Raw genomic sequence first — 16854 nt, 5'->3', positions numbered from 1 at the left:
ATGATGGCGGCCGAGCATCACCCTTCTGCGCGGCAGGTCTGGACCTGGCTTGCGGACGTTCCGGACCCGGAAATTCCTGTCATATCGCTGGTCGATCTCGGCATCATCCGCGATGTCGCCTGGGAAGAAGAGGGGCTGGTCGTGACGGTCACGCCGACCTATTCCGGCTGTCCGGCAACGACGATTATCAACCTCGATATCGAGCGAGCGCTGAACGAGCGGGGTATCGAAAAGGTCAGGCTGAAGCGCCAGCTTTCGCCCGCCTGGACGACCGACTGGATCAGCGCGGAAGGCCGAGAGAAGCTCAGGGCCTATGGTATAGCACCGCCGATTGACGGAACCGCCGCTGACGGTGTGCTGATGAAGCGCATCGACCGGCTTTCGGGCCGCTCTAACCTGACGATCGCCTGTCCGCGCTGCGGGTCGGCCAATACCGAAAAGATCAGCCAGTTCGGCTCGACGCCATGCAAGGCCAGCTATCGCTGCACCGACTGCCTGGAACCCTTCGATTATTTCAAGTGCATCTGACCTGACGCAAAGGATGAGGGCCACCCATGGCACGTTTCCATTCCCTGAATGTTACTGAAGTGCGCCGCGAAACCCGCGATGCTGTTGTCGTGACGCTGGTTCCCGCCGAGGAAGACCGCGCCGCCTTCGATTTCACCCAGGGCCAGTACCTGACCTTCCGCCGCAAGTTCGATGGTGAGGAACTGCGCCGCTCCTATTCGATCTGCGCGGGGCGCGATGAAGGTGTGTTGCGCGTCGGCATCAAGCGGGTGGATGGCGGCTGCTTCTCCAGCTGGGCCAATGAGGGGTTGAAAGCCGGCGATACGCTGGAAGCCATGCCGCCGATGGGGGCCTTCTTCACCGATATCGAACCCGAAGCATCCAAGCATTATCTCGGCTTTGCCGGCGGCAGCGGCATTACGCCCGTCCTGTCGATCATCAAGACAACGCTCAAGCGCGAGCCGCGCTCCAGCTTCACGCTGGTTTATGCCAACCGCCAGATTTCCTCGATCATGTTTCGTGAGGAACTGGAGGACCTGAAGAACAGCTATCTTGGCCGTTTTTCCGTCCTGCATGTGCTCGAAAGCGAGGCGCAGGACATCGACCTCTTCACCGGCCGCGTCAATGCGGAAAAATGTGCGGCGCTGTTCAAGAGCTGGATCGACCTGACCTCGGTGACGACAGCCTTCATCTGCGGTCCCGAGCCGATGATGCTGGCGATTGCGGGCGCGCTGCGCGAGCACGGACTGCGCGACGACCAGATCAAGTTCGAGCTTTTCGCCTCTTCGCAGCCCGGCCGCGCACGGGCGAGGGCACAGAATGCCCATGGCACGGATGCAAATGCCAGCTGTCAGGCAACGGTGACGCTCGATGGCGCCACCCGCATCTTCAACATGCCCAAACAGGGCCAGAGCCTGCTCGACGCCGCGCTCGAAAACAATATCGACGCGCCCTATGCCTGCAAGGCCGGCGTCTGCTCCACCTGTCGCGCCAAGGTCATCGAGGGCGAGACGGAGATGGAGGTCAATCATGCGCTTGAGGATTACGAGGTTCGGCAGGGCTATGTGTTGACCTGCCAGTGCTACCCGCTGAGCGACAAGGTCGTCGTCAGCTACGACCAGTAAGAGCGGAGGACGACCGCATGACCCACACCGAAACGATGCCGATCGAAGACTATCTCGCGCAGGGCGGTGTCCTAACCTCCCCGGACAATGTGCCGGCGCGCTATCGCGGCGAATTGCTACGCCTGATGGCAAGCTTCGTCGATAGCGAACTGGCGGGTTCCGCCGGTTTTGCCGATATCATCAACGACGCGCCGGGTATCCAGGAGCGTATCTCTGCCGCCCGCATCGTGCTCGAAAAGACCGATCATGCCGGCCAGATCCTGAAGGTGATGGAAAGCTTCGGCGCTGATGGCGAACGCTACGCCGTCCACCACCCCTGGGCCGAGCGCCGTGCCCGCGATGCCGATATCGGTGCTGCCCGCCAGAAAGGCGACATGCGTCTTTCGGTCTTCCATTATCCGCTTGGCGGCTGGGTCGACGCCGTCGTCATGAATGTGCTGATGGGCAAGGCGGGGGTCATTCAGCTGCGCGAGCTTTCACATGTCTCCTACCAGCCGCTGGCCGAGGTTTTCCGCCGCATCCTGCCGCGCGAGGCGCGCCATCTCGAACTTGGCATCGCCGGTCTTGAGCGCATCGCGGCAAATCCGGCCGAACGTGATACAGCCATGGCCTCCATCACCTATTGGCGGCCGCGGGTTGCCGCGAGCTTCGGGCTTTCCGGCTCGGCGCGCTTTGGCACGCTGGCACGGTTCGGCCTTCGCCATACTCCCAATGAAACACTCCTTGCCGAATGGCAGGCGGAGGTTGAGGCGCAATTGTCTGCGCTGAAACTGATCTGACAGGAAGGAAATGACTATGAACGTTCTGGCGTCCCGGCCTCGCCGGCTCGAAAGCTATGTCTGTGGCAGCTGGACTACGGGGGCCAGGGAAGGCGTTCCGCTTCTTGACGCCTCGACCGGTGCGCCCGTCGCCTTCATCGATTCGAGCGGCATCGATTTTGCCAACACCCTTGCCTATGGTCGGGAGAAGGCCGGTCCGGCGCTGCGCCGCATGTCGTTCCATGAACGGGCCGCGATGCTGAAGGCGCTTGGCCTGGCGCTGATGGACCGCAAGGAAGAGTTCTATGCGCTTTCTGCCGCCACCGGTGCTACCCGTGCCGACAGCTGGGTCGATATTGACGGCGGCATCGGCACGTTGCTTTCCTACGCCTCCAAGGGCCGGCGCGAACTGCCCAATACCCGCGTGCTGCTGGATGGCGATGCCGAGGCTTTGTCGAAGGACGGCACCTTCTCCGCCCAGCATATTCTAAGCCCGCTTCAAGGTGTGGCGGTACACATCAATGCCTTCAATTTCCCCTGCTGGGGAATGCTGGAAAAGCTTGCCCCGACGCTGCTTGCCGGCATGCCGGCAATCGTCAAACCCGCTAGCCAGACGGCCTATCTGACGGAACTGATGGTGCGCCGGATGATTGAGACAGGGCTTCTGCCGGAAGGCGCGGTGCAGCTTATTGCCGGCTCGGTCGGCGATCTGCTCGATCATGTCGAGGGGCAGGACGTCGTCACTTTCACCGGCTCGGCCTCCACCGGCCGTAAACTAAAGAGCCATCCTGCCGTTATCGGCAATTCCGTCCGCTTCACCATGGAAGCCGATAGCCTGAACGCATCCGTGCTCGGCATCGATGCCGGGCCCGGAACCGAGGAATTCGATCTCTTCGTCAAGGAAGTCGCCCGTGAAATGACGTCGAAAGCCGGGCAGAAATGCACGGCCATCCGTCGTGTCATCGCGCCGCGCGCCCATTGTGATGCGCTGGTCGCGGCTTTGGGCGACCGGCTGGGCAAGACGGTGCTTGGCAATCCCACGGACGAAAACGTCCGCATGGGCCCGCTCGCCAGCCTCGACCAGCGCGACGAAGTGCGCGCCCGCATCCGCGATCTGCTCGGCGATGCGGAAATCGTTGCCGGTGATCCCGATATGCCGCGCATCGTTTCCGGTGACGCCGAGGCCGGCGCCTTTCTCAATCCGGTGCTGCTTTATTGCGACCGCCCCTTCGAGGCGAAGGCCGTGCATGACGTCGAGGCTTTCGGCCCGGTCAGCACCGTCATGCCCTATGACAGCGCCGATGAGGCCGTTGATCTCGCGCGTCGTGGCAAGGGCAGTCTCGTCGCCTCGGTCTTCACCAATGATCCGGCCTTTGCGGAAGAGGTCGTGCTTGGCATGGCGCCGTTCCATGGCCGGGTGATGATCGGCAACCGCGTCAGCGCCAGGACCTCGACCGGCCACGGCTCGCCGTTGCCCGGCCTCGTCCATGGCGGTCCCGGCCGCGCCGGTGGCGGCGAGGAGCTTGGCGGCATGCGCGGCGTCAAACATTACATGCAGCGCACTGCCATACAGGGCTCGCCGACACTTCTGTCAGCGGTCACCGGCCGCTGGGTTGCCGGCGCGCAGACACAGACGGACGGCGAACATCCCTTCCGCAAGTCGTTGGCGGAGCTTCGCATCGGCGATCAGCTGGTCACCGCCACCCGTACAGTGACGCTGGAGGATATCGAACATTTCGCCAATTTTACCGGCGATACATTCTACGCACATATGGACGAGGAAGCGGCCAGGGCCAATCCGTTCTTCGAAGGACGCGTTGCCCACGGTTATCTGATCGTCTCCTTCGCGGCAGGCCTGTTCGTCGATCCGGCACCGGGCCCGGTGCTTGCCAATTACGGTGTCGACAATCTGCGCTTCCTCACTCCGGTCAATCCGGGGGACACGTTGCAGGTGCAGCTGACTTGCAAGGAAATCAATCCGCGCGTCGATGCCGAGCACGGGGAGGTGCGCTGGGACTGCAAGGTCATCAACCAGAACGATGTTGCCGTCGCCCAGTATGACGTTCTGACCATGGTGGCGAAAACGAGAAGCTGAACCTTCGGGCACGGCGAGAAGGCCTGATCTTGAGTGCGAGATCGGGCCGGTCGGATCAGGGAGATGTGGGGAAGGGCGTCTTGAGTGCGCCCTCGAAAAGAGCGATGGTTAGCGTCAGCGTACGGCTTTAACGCCTTCGAGGATGAGCGTGGTTGCTATATCCGCATATTCGTCGCGCGTGACAGGGCCGTTCGGCCTGAACCACATATAGACCCAGTTCATCATGCCGAAGAGCGACATGGTCACTGGCATCAGCAATGGCCGGTCCCGGTTAAGCTCGGGGTTGACCTGCTGTATCACACCGGAGAAGCGCTTGACGATGCGTCTTTCGATCGCCTGCAGCTCTGCAAGCTGTTCCTGCGACAGCGCGCTGGTGCCGTTGAGCTGCACCTTGTGTTCGTTATCGCGGCCTTCATAGTTCTTCATGACGGCCTTCACGAGAAGGCGCAGGCGCTCCTGCGGCGCCACATCGCTGCGATCCGCCGCTTCGATCGCGCCGTCGAGTTCCGTCAGGTGCGTGCGGACGATGTCGAAGATCAACGCGTCCTTGCCGGGATAATAGTGATAGAGCAGGGCCTTGGAGACATTGCTGTGCGAGGCGATCATCGACATGGAAGCCTTCTCCATGCCCACCTCGGCAAACACCGCCGCGGCACTCGTCAGAATGCCACGCTGTTTTTCCTCGAAATCAACTGCCCGCGTCCGTGCCATGGTCTTCCTGTTTCTGCTCATTCCCGGGCGATTGCCGTGGGAGGGTTGCCGCTCCTCCCTTTACAAAGTCAACCCGGTGCCGGACTATTCCGGCTTTTCCTTCATTCATTCTTTCGGGCGGTTGTCCACCACCCGCTTCGCCTTGCCTTCCGAGCGCGCCACGCCACCGGGCTCATGCACCGAAATCTTCGTGGAAACGCCAACCACGCTCTTGATGTAGTGGGCAAGCTCTTTCGCAGATCCGGTGCGTGCGCCCTCATCGGTCGCGTCCAGCGTACATTCGACGTGAACCGTCATGTTGTCCATACGGCCCGAACGGCTGAGTTCGATCTGGAAATGAGGGGCAAGGCCGCGACATTTCAGGATCTGTTCCTCGATCTGCGTGGGGAAAACATTGACGCCGCGCAGGATCATCATGTCGTCGGAACGCCCGGTTATCTTCTCCATGCGGCGCATGGACCGCGCCGTGCCGGGGAGAAGCCGTGTCAGGTCCCGCGTGCGGTAGCGCACGATCGGCAGGCCTTCCTTGGTCAGTGTCGTGAAGACCAGTTCGCCAAGTTCGCCATCCGGCAGCACGTCACCGGTCACCGGATCGATGATTTCGGGGTAGAAATGATCCTCCCAGATGTGCAGGCCGTCCTTCGTCTCGACGCATTCGTTGGCGACACCGGGGCCCATCACTTCCGAAAGACCGTAGATATCGACGGCGTGCATGTCGAAAGCCTGCTCTATCTCCTGCCGCATCGAATTGGTCCATGGTTCGGCGCCGAAAATGCCGACGGCGAGGGAGCTTTCGCGCGGGTCGATGCCATGACGGCGGAACTCGTCGAGGATGGAGAGCATATAGGAAGGCGTGACCATGATGATGCGCGGCTTGAAATCCTGCATCAAGGTCACCTGGCGTTCTGTCATGCCGCCGGAAATTGGCACGACCGTGCAGCCGAGTTTCTCTGCGCCGTAATGCGCGCCGAGGCCGCCGGTGAACAGGCCATAACCATAGGCGACATGGACGATATCGCCGGCGCGGCCGCCCGAGGCGCGGATCGAACGGGCGACGACGGTTGCCCAGGTATCGATGTCCTTTGCGGTGTAGCCAACGACGGTCGGCTTGCCGGTGGTGCCGGAGGAGGCGTGGATGCGGGCGAGCTTTTCGCGCGGCACGGCGAACATGCCAAACGGATAGGTGTCGCGCAGGTCCTTCTTGGTGGTGAAGGGGAATTTTGCGAGATCCGACAATGTCTTCAGGTCTGAGGGGTGAACGCCGACCTCATCGAAGCGCTGGCGGTAAAAAGGGGAATTCTCGTAGGCGTGGGTCAGCGACCACTTCATGCGCTCAAGCTGCAGCGCGGAAATCTCGTCGCGCGACGCCGTCTCGATCGTGTCGAGGTCGCCGGGGCGGGGGGAAAGGTCTTCCATTAAAATCTCCTCCGAGAATGCGATGGTACCGGCGTCGGCTTTATTCCGGCAGATGGGTACCCTTGACTGTTCGCGAGTGGCCGCGGAATTCCGCAACGTGCTCGCCCTCCTGGTTGGTGATGCGGATATCGTAGATTCCGCCCCGTCCACGGCGCGACACCTCCCGTGCCGTCGCCGTCAGCCGGTCGCCCTTGAAAGCCGGCGCGATATAGGTCACCGAACAGTGCTGGGCGACAGTGCGCTGGTTATAGGTATTGCAGGCAAAGGCGAATGCGGAATCCGCCAGCGTGAAGATATATCCGCCATGGCAGGTGCCGTGGCCATTCGTCATGATCTCGGCAATCGTCATGGTGATCGTTGCCTCACCGGGCGCAACCGAAACTAGCTCCATGCCGAGATGGCGGGTGGCGTTGTCATCGTCCCACATGGCTTTGGCGCAGGCTTCGGCCAGTGCCTGCGGGGAAAGGCTGGCGGCGCTCATTTGCCTTTGAACTCCGGTTTGCGCTTTTCGAGGAAGGCGGCAACGCCTTCGGCATAATCGGCGCTGCGCCCGGCCTCGCGCTGAAGGTCGCGTTCGAGGTCGAGCTGCTGATCCAGCGAGTTCGTCGCAGCCGCCTGTATGGCGCGCTTCGTCATGCCAAGCCCTTTGGTCGGACCTGCGGCGAGGCGGGTGGCGAGCGCGGATGCCTCCTCCAGCAACTTGTCGTCATCGACGGCGCGCCAGATCAGGCCCCAGTCGGCAGCGGTTTCAGCTGCAAGCGGTTCTGCGGTGAGCGTGAGCGCCTTGGCACGGGCCTCGCCGATCAGACGCGGCAGGCTCCAGGTGCCGCCGGAATCCGGCACGAGGCCGATCTTGGCGAAGGCCTGGATGAAGCGGGCGGAGCGGGCGGCAAGGGTGATATCGCAGGCAAAGGCGATATTGGCGCCAGCGCCGGCGGCAACGCCGTTGACGGCACAGATGACCGGCTTCTCCAGGCTGCGGATCAGGCGCAGCAACGGATTATAGAAGGTCTCGATGGTGTGGCCGAGATCCGGCACGCCCTTCTTGGGGTCGCGATCGCCAAGGTCTTGCCCTGCGCAGAAACCGCGGCCGGCGCCGGTCAACAGGACGGCGCGGACATCCGCATCCGCATGGGCGCGCTCGAAACCGGCGCGTAGTGCAAGATGCATTTCTTCGTTGAAGGCATTGAGCCTGTCCGGGCGGTTCAGCGTCAGGCTGAGAACGCCATCGGCAAACGCAGACAGAATAGTGTCTGAATCCGACATGTTTCCTCCCTGTCGCCCTTCCCAGCGGCGACTGTAAAAAAGTTCTTGCATAAACCGGCCGGTCAGTCAATTATAAAACAACAGACTGGGAGGAGTGGGACATGACCGGACTATTCGAGCGCCATCATCCGACGCTGCAAGCGGCGACCGATGCTGCGGTCAAGCGCGATTACTGGTCGGCCTATCCGGAAGTTCCAAGCGGCAAGATCTATGGCGAAACCGCCAAGGATGATGGTCTGGCCTCTTACAAAGCGCGCCTCGCGCAGCCCTTCGACCTGCCCGGACACCCGGCAGATAAAAGTCCTGTCGGCGTGGAAATCTCTCCCTTCGGCCCGGTGCTCGGCATTACCTATCCCGCCGCATCCCCTGATCTGCTGATTTCGGCGTCTCGCGCCGCCGCGCCGCAATGGGCATCCGCATCGCCGGAGGTGCGCACCGGCATCTGTCTGGAAATCCTGGCGCGACTGAATGCCAGAAGCTTCGAAATGGCGAATGCCGTCATGCACACGACGGGCCAGGCTTTTGCCATGGCCTTTCAGGCCGGCGGCCCGCATGCCCAGGATCGTGGTCTTGAGGCGGTGGCCTATGCCTATGCCGAGATGACCCGCACGCCTTTGCAGGCGATCTGGACGAAGCCGCAGGGCAGGGGCGAGCCGATCGTCATGGAAAAACACTGGCGCATTTTTCCGCGCGGTATTTCCCTGGTCATCGGCTGCAACACGTTTCCCACCTGGAACAGCTATCCCGGCCTTTTCGCCAGCCTTGCCACCGGCAATACGGTCATCGTCAAGCCACACCCGGCTGCGATCCTGCCTCTGGCCATCACCGTCGAGATAGCCCGTCAGGTGCTGGTGGAAGAGGGGTTTGCGGCCGACATCGTGCTGCTCGCCGCTGACGCGCCCGGCGTCGAGATTACGAAAGATCTCGTGCAGCATCCCGCCATCGCTATCATCGACTATACCGGTTCGAACAGTTTCGGCAGCTGGGTGCGCGAAAACGCCGGCAGCGCCGATGTCTATACCGAAGAGGCGGGCGTCAATTCCATCGTCATCGGCGCCACCGACAATTTCGCCGGCATGTGCAGCAACATCGCCTTTTCGCTGTCGCTCTATTCCGGCCAGATGTGCACGGCGCCACAGGATATTTTCGTGCCGCGCGGCGGCATTGAAACGGATGAGGGTCACAAGAACTTCGATGAAGTCGCGTCCGGTATTGCCGCTGCCGTCGATGCCCTGCTTGCTGACCCGGCGCGTGCTGCCGGTATCTGCGGAGCGATCGCCAATCCCGACACGCTTGCCCGCATTGCGGCGGCCCGGTCGGTCGGCCGCGTGTTGCGCGAGTCCATGCCGGTCGAGGGACTTGAGGAGGCGCGCACCGCGACACCCCTGATCCTTGCCGTCGATGCGGCCGATACGGATGCCTATGGTGAGGAGCGCTTCGGCCCGATTGCCTTCGTCGTTGCTGTCGATAACGTGACCGAGGGCGTCAACCGCGCCGCTGAACTTGCCGAGCGCAAGGGGGCGATTACGGCCGCACTCTACGAAACGGATGAGGCACGAATTCTCGGCGCAGCCGACCGTTTCGCTGCCGCGGGCGTCAATCTTTCGGTCAATCTGACCGGCGGCATCTATGTCAACCAGAGTGCCGCTTTCAGCGATTTCCACGTTACCGGTGCCAACCCTGCGGGCAATGCCAGCCTGACGGATGCGGCATTTGTTACAAACCGGTTCCGCGTGGTGATGTGGCGCCGCCCTGTGGCGGCGTGAGAGGAATTTCGACTTAAACTTTTTTCTTTGGGAGGAGAAATCAACATGAAATTTTTGACGACGACTGCGCTTGCAGCTTCGCTGGCCTTTGCCCTCGGCTTTGCCGCGCCCGCTTTGGCCGACATCAAGATCGGCGCCACCGTTTCCGAAACCGGCCCCGCATCGTTCTTGGGCGACCCGGAAGCCAAGACGCTGAAGATGCTCGTGGAAGAGATCAATGCGGCAGGTGGCGTCAATGGCGAGAAGCTGCAGCTTGTCATCTATGATGATGGCGGCGACCCGAACAAGGCCCGCACCTTTGCGACCCGCCTCGTCGAGGATGATGAAGTCGTTGCGGTCATCGGTGGCACCACGACCGGCACATCCATGGCCGTCATCCCGGTCCTTTCTGATGCCGAAGTGCCGTTCATCTCGCTTGCCGGCGCAATCGAAATCATCGATCCGGTCAAGCCCTTCGTCTTCAAGACGCCGCATACGGATCGCATGGCCTGCGCCAAGATTTTCGAGGACATGAAGAAGGCCGGCATCGCCAAGATCGGCCTGATCTCCGGCTCGGACGGTTTCGGCGCTTCCATGCGCAAGCAGTGCCTGGCAATCACCGGCGAATATGGCATCGAGGTTCTGGCCGACGAGACCTATGGCCCGACCGATGCCGACATGACGCCGCAGCTGACCAACATCAAGGGCAAGAATGGCATTCAGGCCGTGCTCAATCCCGGCTTCGGCCAGGGCCCGGCGATCGTCACGCGCAACTATGCGCAGCTTGCCGTCGGCCTGCCGCTCTACCAGTCGCATGGCGTCGCCTCGGACGGCTTTATCGAGCTTGCCGGTGCGCAGGCTTCGGAAGGCGTGCGCCTGCCGGGCACGGCGCTGCTCGTCGCCGGGCTGCTTCCGGAAAGCGACCCGCAGCGCGCCGTGGTCGTCGCCTACAAGCAAGCCTATGAGAAGGCGACCGGAAAGCCGGTCTCGACCTTCGGTGGCTATGCTCATGACGCCCTGCGCATTCTCGTTGATGCGATCAAGCGGGCCGGCAGCGCCGAACCTTCGGCAATCCGTGATGCCATTGAAGGCACGTCGGGTCTTGTCGGGACGACCGGTACGGTGACGATGTCGGCAACAGATCACCTTGGCCTCGATCTCTCAGCCTTTCGCATGCTGAAGATCGAAAACGGCGGTTGGAAAATCGTCGAATAACCGGACCGTGCCGCCGGTCTGCGCCATCAAGGCGCTGACCGGCGGGAACCGTCGCGCCAAGCGGAGGCCCCCCATGCCCGAATTGCTGCAATTCCTTCTGTCCGGGATAACGGTCGGCGCCGTCTATGCGCTGGTCGCCCTCGGTTTCACGATTATCTACAACGCCTCCGACGTTGTGAACTTCGCTCAGGGCGAGTTCGTCATGCTGGGCGGCATGATCACGTTCTTCGCGCATGCCGCAGGCGTGCCGCTGCCGCTGGCCGCGCTCATCGCCATAGTGACAACGGCGGCGATCGGCGTCGCGCTCAACAAGCTGGCAATCGAGCCCGCGCGCGGCGCGCCGGTCGTTTCGCTGATCATCATCACCATCGGCGCTTCGATTTTCATCAGAGGCGCCACGCAGCTCGTTTTCGACAAGCAGCTTCACCGTTTTCCGGCCTTTTCCGGCGACCAGCCGATTGCCATCGGCGGCGCGACCATCCTGCCGCAGAGCCTCTGGGTCATTGCCGGTGCGTTGGCTGTCTTCTTCTGTCTCTGGCTGTTCTTCACCCGCACGCTTATCGGCCGTGCGGTGCTGGCAACCGCCAATAACCGCGTCGCCGCGCAGCTTGTCGGCATCAACACCAATTATGTGATGACGCTCTCTTTCGCCATGTCCGCCGCCATCGGGGCACTGGCCGGCGTGCTGGTGACGCCGATTACGCTGACGGGCTACGATGTCGGCCTTGCGCTGGCGCTGAAAGGTTTTGCCGCAGCCATGCTTGGCGGCATGGGCAACCCGAAGGGCGCGCTGGTCGGTGGCCTGCTGCTCGGCATTCTGGAAGCAATGACGGCTGGTTATATCAACTCGCAATATAAGGATGCGGCTGCGTTCATCATCATCCTCGCCGTGCTTTTCGCCATGCCACAGGGGCTGTTTGGCCACAAGTCGACGGATCGGGTGTGACAATGCGGTTATCCAGCAAGGCAACCACGCTTCTCATCCTCGCAGCAGTCATCGCGATTGCGCCGGTCTTTTTCCCGTCGTCCTATTATTTCCGTGTCGGATCGCTGATTTTCGTGAACGGTCTTGCCGTGACGGGCCTCGTCATCCTCATCGGTTATGCCGGTCAGATCAGCCTCGGTCATGCGGGCTTTGCCGGTATCGGTGCCTATGCCTGCGCGCTGGCACCGGTGCATCTCGGCCTGCACCCGGCGCTTGCGGCCGTCCTCGGCGCGCTTGTCTCTGCGGCCATCGCCTATCTTGTCGGTCGGCCGATCCTGCGCCTCAAGGGATATTATCTTGCCGTCGCCAGCCTAGGCTTCGGCATCCTCGTCTCGATGGTGCTCTCCAACGAGGCCAAATTGACCGGCGGGCCGGATGGCACGGCGGTGCCCGAACTGGGTCTGCGTGCCATGCTGAAGTCGATCGGCATCGATCTGTCCAATACGGAATTCTGGTACGCTTTTTCCGGCGTTGTGCTGGTAATCGGCGCCTGGCTGGCGCTCAATCTCTACCATAGCCCGACCGGGCGGGCGCTGCGGGCATTACATGGATCGGAAGTCGCCGCCCGCACGGTTGGCGTCGATGTTGCGCACCACAAGCTGGTCGCGTTCGTCATCTCGGCTGTCTATGCCTCGGTTTCGGGCTCGCTGCTGGCGCTGCAGAACAAGTTCATCACGCCTGACGTCGCGGGTTTCATGCATTCCATCGAAATGGTGACCATGACGGTGCTCGGCGGTGCCGGTTCGGTGCCGGGCGCCATTCTGGGTGCCGCGATCCTCACCACGCTGCCGCAGGTGCTGACGATCTTTCAGGAATATGAACAGCTCATGCTCGGCCTCGTGATGATGCTGGTGATGATCTTCATGCGCGAGGGCCTGCTGCCGTCCATCGCGCGCCGTCTCAGAGGGAGGGGAGAATGAGCCTGCTTCAGATAGAGGGTCTCGGCATCGATTTCGGCGGATTGCGCGCCGTCCAGGATGTCGGCTTTTCCCTGAAACCCGGTGAGATCGTCTCCGTCATCGGCCCGAACGGCGCCGGCAAAACGACCCTCTTCAACATGATCTCCGGCGTCTATGCCCCGACGCGGGGCCGCGTTCTGCTGGATGGCGAGGACGTCACCCGCATGTCGCCGCACCTGCTCGCCCGCCGCGGCCTGTCGCGGACCTTTCAGAATTTGCAGATATTCCAGTCGATGAGCGTGCTCGAAAACGCCATTGTCGGCCATCATCTGCATGAGCGCGGTTCGGTCTTCGCCGATCTCTTCTCGCTGCCTGCCACGCGTCGCCGCAGCCGGGCGTCCGAGGAAAGTGCGCGGGCCCTGCTGGACCGGGTCGGTCTCGGCCGGGCCGCCGAACAGGAGGCGGGCTCGCTCTCCTATGGCGCGTTGAAGCGTTTGGAGATTGCCCGCGCGCTAGCGCTGAAACCCCGTGCGCTGCTGCTCGATGAACCGGCCGCCGGCTGCAACGCCGTCGAGACGGAGGAGATCGATCACCTTATCGCGCAGGTCGCGGCCGAGGGCGTGTCGATCCTGCTGGTGGAGCACGACATGAAGATGGTCATGCGCATTTCCAACCAGATCGTCGTGCTCGACCATGGCGAAAAGATCGCCGAAGGCGAACCGGCGGCGATTTCGCGCGATCCGCGCGTTATCGAGGCCTACCTTGGAACACAGGCAGCGGAGGTCCAGAATGCTGACGGTTGAGGGACTACGCTCACGTTACGGCCGCATCGAGGTGCTGCACGGCATTGATCTCGACGTGGCTTCCGGCGAGATCGTTACTGTCGTTGGCGCAAATGGCGCCGGCAAGACGACGCTTTTGAAGTGCCTCTCCGGCATCCAGCCGGTTTCGGCAGGCTCCATCATGTTTCGGGGTGAGGCATTGACGACTGTTCCGGCGCATACCCGCGTGAAACGCGGTCTCGCCCAATCACCGGAAGGTCGCCAGATTTTCACCAATCTCACGGTGGAGGAGAACCTTCGGCTCGGCGCCTATCTCTTCGCCGACGACAAGGTGGAGCGCGATATGCAGGATGCCTTCATGATGTTTCCGATCCTCAAGGAGAAGCGGAACCTTGCGGCCGGTGGTCTTTCCGGCGGCCAGCAGCAGATGCTGGCGATTGCCCGTGCACTGATGGCGCGCCCCTCCTGTCTGCTTCTGGATGAACCGAGCATGGGCCTCGCCCCCATCCTCGTTGCGCAGATCTTCGATGTGGTGAAGAGCATGAAGGCGCTCGGTGTCACCGTGCTTCTTGTCGAGCAGAACGCCTTCGGCGCGCTGTCCGTCGCCGATCGCGGTTATGTCATGGAAACGGGGCGCATAACCATGTCCGGCCCTGCCGCAGATCTGATCGCGGACGAACGCATCCGCGCCGCTTACCTGGGAATATGAGACAATGACCGTTACCATCGCCCGCGAAGACACCATCGCCGTCGTCACAGTGGACAATCCGCCCGTCAATGCGCTGTCGCAGGCGCTCCGCCAGGCGCTCGTCGACACGGTGGCGGAACTGGACGCGAACGCGGGGGTGAAGGCCGTGGTACTGTGCTGCGCCGGACGCACCTTTATCGCTGGTGCTGACGTCAGCGAGTTCGGCAAGCCGCCGCTTCCGCCGCATCTGCCGGACGTGGTTGCGAGTCTCGAAAACGCAAAAAAGCCATGGGTCGCGGCGATCCACGGCAGTGCGCTCGGCGGCGGTCTCGAAGTGACGCTCGGCTGCGCCTATCGGGTAGCGCTTTCCACCGCCAGCCTCGGTCTGCCGGAAGTCAAGCTCGGCATCATTCCGGGTGCCGGCGGTACGGTGCGCCTGCCGCGGCTGATCGGTGCCGCTGCCGCCGTCGATCTGGTGACGAGTGGCAGCCCGGTCGGGGCGAAGAAGGCAAGAGACCTTGGTCTCATCGATGCCGTGATCGACAGCGACCTGCGCGCAGGTGCGATTGCCTTCGCGAAAGGTGTCGCTGAAGAACCCCTCCCGCAGCCGATCTCCAGCCGTGCCGTGCCGGCCGTCGAAACCGGCTTTTGGGAAAGCGCCGAAAAAGCCGTGGCCGCCAAGTCCAGGCGTGAGGTTGCGCCACTGCGTGCACTCGCTTCCGTCCGCAAGGCGAGCGAGGCCGAATTCGCCGACGCCATGGCCTTCGAGCGGGAGACCTTCCTGGAGCTGCGTGGTTCTTCCCAGGCAGCCGCACTGCGCCATGTCTTCTTCGCCGAGCGCGCGGCGCCACGTCCGCCGGAGCTATCCGGCATTACGCCGCGTGATATTCGCTCCGCAGCCGTCATCGGCGGTGGCACGATGGGGGCTGGTATTGCCGCGGCGCTGCTAGACGCCGGCCTGCCGGTCACCCTCATCGAGCGAGACACGGCGGCGGTCGAGCGCGGGCTTGCGAATATCCGTATTATCTTCGAAGGCTCAGTGAAACGCGGCCGTATCGCGAAGGACGTTGCAGACCAGCGCATCGCCGGCGTCATCGGCAGCGATGATTATGGCCTGCTTGCCGATACCGATCTCGTTATCGAAGCAGTATTCGAGGACCTCGCCGTGAAGCGCGCTGTCTTTGAAAAACTCTCCGACATCTGCCGACCGGATGCGGTGCTGGCGACAAACACCTCCTATCTCGATCCCGACGCGATCAGCGAAGGCGTAAGGCAGCCCGAACGGTTCCTCGGCCTGCATTTCTTCAGTCCCGCTCACGTCATGAAGCTGCTGGAAATCGTGCCGACGGCGGCGACGTCGCCGGAGGTACTGGCAACCGGCTTCGCGCTCGCCCGGCTGCTGGGCAAGATCCCGGTTCGCGCCGGCATTTGCGATGGCTTCATCGGCAACCGCATTCTGAAGGTAACACGAGCGCAGGCCGAACGTTTGCTGCTTTCCGGCGCAACACCTTCGGCCGTCGATGCCGCCATGCGCGCTTTCGGCCTGCCGATGGGGCCTTTCGAAGCGCAGGATCTCGGCGGTCTCGATATCGCCGCCTTCCAGCGCAAGGCTGCCCGCGCGCGGGGCGAAACACCTTTTGCACCTGTGGCGGACCGGCTTTGCGCCATTGAGCGTTTCGGCCAGAAATCCGGTGGTGGCTGGTACGATTACCTGCCGGGCGACCGTGCGCCAAAGCCGTCCGAAACCGTGGCGGCGATCATCGCCGAAGAGATGGGCGGTCGAACGCAGCGGGTTTGGGACGACGCATCGATCGCCGACGCGATCATTCTGCCGATGGTCAACGAAGCGATGCGCATTCTGCAGGAGCACATCGCCCTGCGCTCTGCCGATATCGATCTCGTCAAGATCCATGGCTACGGCTTCCCGCGATGGCGCGGCGGGCCGATGCATTATGCCGGGGAGCGCGGTCTTGGCGAGGTCGTGGCTGTACTCGACCGCCTGTCAGCCGAGGGCCTTGCCGAGCCTCCATGCGATGGCCTGCGCCGAGCTGCCATGCAGCCAGCGCTATAGAGCTTCGACACCTGCCGCTGCCCTCGATGACGGCTGGCCGCGATGTGCCGCGGCATTATCGGCGCGCTGCGCCTATGGCTGCTCGGTGCTGGCGCGGACCAAACCATCTCGCAGTGATTGAACCTTCTCGTTCAGATCGATCATCTGGGGTATGGTGAATCCGGAGCGGCGCAGCAGCGCATCGGTGAGGCAGCAGGTCTTGGGCTGGAGTTCCGTTCCCTTAGGCGTGAGAAACACTTCGACCAGACGCTCGTCCGTCGTGCTGCGCCGCCGCGACAGAAAACCGGCAGCTTCCAGCCGTTTGACAGCAGGCGTAATCGTGCTCGGCTCAAGTCCGAGCCGGTCGGCAATGGCGGATATGCTCAGGCCGTCGCGCTCCCATAAGGCGCTCAGCGCCAGATACTGCGTATAGGTGACGCCAAGCGCGTCAAGCATGGGCTTGTAGGCCCGGTTAATCGCAATGGCAGCGGAATAGATCGAGAAGCACAATTGGCTGTCGAGCGGCAGGGTCGGGGCATCGGTCATGTCGGATCTCCAAAATTTTCTGCGAATGTTTTCATTACATTATCACAGAAACCATTATTGCGATAAT

The 16854-nt window shown here is 62.4% G+C and carries 16 protein-coding genes; 11 read left to right on the top strand and 5 right to left on the bottom strand.

Annotation, left to right across the window (positions count from 1 at the left end; genetic code table 11):
- Window positions 1–3 precede the first annotated feature (3 nt).
- From paaD to paaZ, 4 genes are read left to right on the top strand one after another with little or no spacing between them, the layout of a single operon-like run.
- Window positions 4–528, top strand: coding sequence for a 1,2-phenylacetyl-CoA epoxidase subunit PaaD (gene paaD / locus OK142_RS17495; RefSeq protein WP_035243276.1), 525 nt, complete (start codon window positions 4–6; stop codon window positions 526–528).
- Window positions 529–554: 26 nt separating this feature from the next.
- On the top strand, window positions 555–1631 hold the full coding sequence (gene paaE, locus OK142_RS17490; RefSeq protein ID WP_080839388.1) for a 1,2-phenylacetyl-CoA epoxidase subunit PaaE: 1077 nt from the start codon (window positions 555–557) through the stop codon (window positions 1629–1631).
- Window positions 1632–1648: 17 nt separating this feature from the next.
- Window positions 1649–2410, top strand: coding sequence for a Phenylacetic acid catabolic protein (locus tag OK142_RS17485; RefSeq protein WP_498684201.1), 762 nt, complete (start codon window positions 1649–1651; stop codon window positions 2408–2410).
- A gap of 16 nt (window positions 2411–2426) precedes the next feature.
- Complete coding sequence (gene paaZ, locus OK142_RS17480; protein WP_498684199.1) at window positions 2427–4484, top strand: phenylacetic acid degradation bifunctional protein PaaZ; 2058 nt, start codon at window positions 2427–2429, stop codon at window positions 4482–4484.
- 114 nt (window positions 4485–4598) lie between these two features.
- Here the strand turns inward: paaZ and OK142_RS17475 are convergent, their stop codons facing one another.
- The 4 genes from OK142_RS17475 to paaG form a co-directional block, all read right to left on the bottom strand.
- The gene (locus OK142_RS17475; RefSeq protein WP_142171668.1) at window positions 4599–5195 is read right to left on the bottom strand and encodes a TetR/AcrR family transcriptional regulator; all 597 of its coding nucleotides are present in this window, start codon (window positions 5193–5195) and stop codon (window positions 4599–4601) included.
- Window positions 5196–5300: 105 nt separating this feature from the next.
- Window positions 5301–6611 carry a phenylacetate--CoA ligase PaaK gene (gene paaK, locus OK142_RS17470; RefSeq protein ID WP_498684196.1) on the bottom strand — a complete coding sequence of 437 codons (1311 nt, stop codon included), beginning with the start codon at window positions 6609–6611 and terminating at the stop codon, window positions 5301–5303.
- Window positions 6612–6651: 40 nt separating this feature from the next.
- Window positions 6652–7092 (bottom strand): hydroxyphenylacetyl-CoA thioesterase PaaI, encoded by a 441-nt coding sequence (gene paaI, locus OK142_RS17465; protein ID WP_498684193.1) that lies wholly within the window; start codon window positions 7090–7092, stop codon window positions 6652–6654.
- The gene (gene paaG / locus OK142_RS17460) at window positions 7089–7877 is read right to left on the bottom strand and encodes a 2-(1,2-epoxy-1,2-dihydrophenyl)acetyl-CoA isomerase PaaG (protein ID WP_498684191.1); all 789 of its coding nucleotides are present in this window, start codon (window positions 7875–7877) and stop codon (window positions 7089–7091) included. Before paaG ends, paaI begins: the two co-directional genes overlap by 4 nt.
- Window positions 7878–7978: 101 nt before the next feature.
- Between paaG and paaN the strand changes: the two genes are divergently transcribed.
- From paaN to OK142_RS17425, 7 genes are all read left to right on the top strand, one after another.
- Complete coding sequence (paaN, locus tag OK142_RS17455) at window positions 7979–9643, top strand: phenylacetic acid degradation protein PaaN (RefSeq protein WP_498684190.1); 1665 nt, start codon at window positions 7979–7981, stop codon at window positions 9641–9643.
- 45 nt (window positions 9644–9688) lie between these two features.
- Window positions 9689–10837 carry an ABC transporter substrate-binding protein gene (locus tag OK142_RS17450; protein ID WP_498684188.1) on the top strand — a complete coding sequence of 383 codons (1149 nt, stop codon included), beginning with the start codon at window positions 9689–9691 and terminating at the stop codon, window positions 10835–10837.
- A 73-nt stretch (window positions 10838–10910) separates the two neighbouring features.
- On the top strand, window positions 10911–11783 hold the full coding sequence (locus OK142_RS17445) for a branched-chain amino acid ABC transporter permease (RefSeq protein WP_498684187.1): 873 nt from the start codon (window positions 10911–10913) through the stop codon (window positions 11781–11783).
- A 2-nt stretch (window positions 11784–11785) separates the two neighbouring features.
- Entirely contained in the window at window positions 11786–12742 is a 957-nt protein-coding gene (locus OK142_RS17440) for a branched-chain amino acid ABC transporter permease (RefSeq protein WP_498684184.1), read from the top strand.
- Window positions 12739–13524, top strand: a complete 786-nt coding sequence (locus tag OK142_RS17435; protein WP_498684182.1) for an ABC transporter ATP-binding protein — start codon at window positions 12739–12741, stop codon at window positions 13522–13524. Before OK142_RS17440 ends, OK142_RS17435 begins: the two co-directional genes overlap by 4 nt.
- Complete coding sequence (locus OK142_RS17430) at window positions 13511–14212, top strand: ABC transporter ATP-binding protein (RefSeq protein ID WP_498684180.1); 702 nt, start codon at window positions 13511–13513, stop codon at window positions 14210–14212. The genes OK142_RS17435 and OK142_RS17430 overlap by 14 nt, the downstream gene beginning before the upstream one ends.
- A 4-nt stretch (window positions 14213–14216) precedes the next feature.
- A complete protein-coding gene (locus OK142_RS17425) occupies window positions 14217–16262 on the top strand; it encodes a 3-hydroxyacyl-CoA dehydrogenase NAD-binding domain-containing protein (protein WP_498684178.1) in 2046 nt (681 codons plus the stop codon).
- Between the two features lie 72 nt (window positions 16263–16334).
- Here the strand turns inward: OK142_RS17425 and OK142_RS17420 are convergent, their stop codons facing one another.
- Entirely contained in the window at window positions 16335–16787 is a 453-nt protein-coding gene (locus OK142_RS17420; RefSeq protein WP_498684177.1) for a MarR family winged helix-turn-helix transcriptional regulator, read from the bottom strand.
- Window positions 16788–16854: the final 67 nt, after the last annotated feature.

It is taken from the genome of Agrobacterium sp. BT-220-3, assembly GCF_025910175.1.
Lineage (GTDB): Bacteria > Pseudomonadota > Alphaproteobacteria > Rhizobiales > Rhizobiaceae > Agrobacterium > Agrobacterium oryzihabitans.
This window is presented reverse-complemented; position numbering and strand designations above follow the sequence as displayed.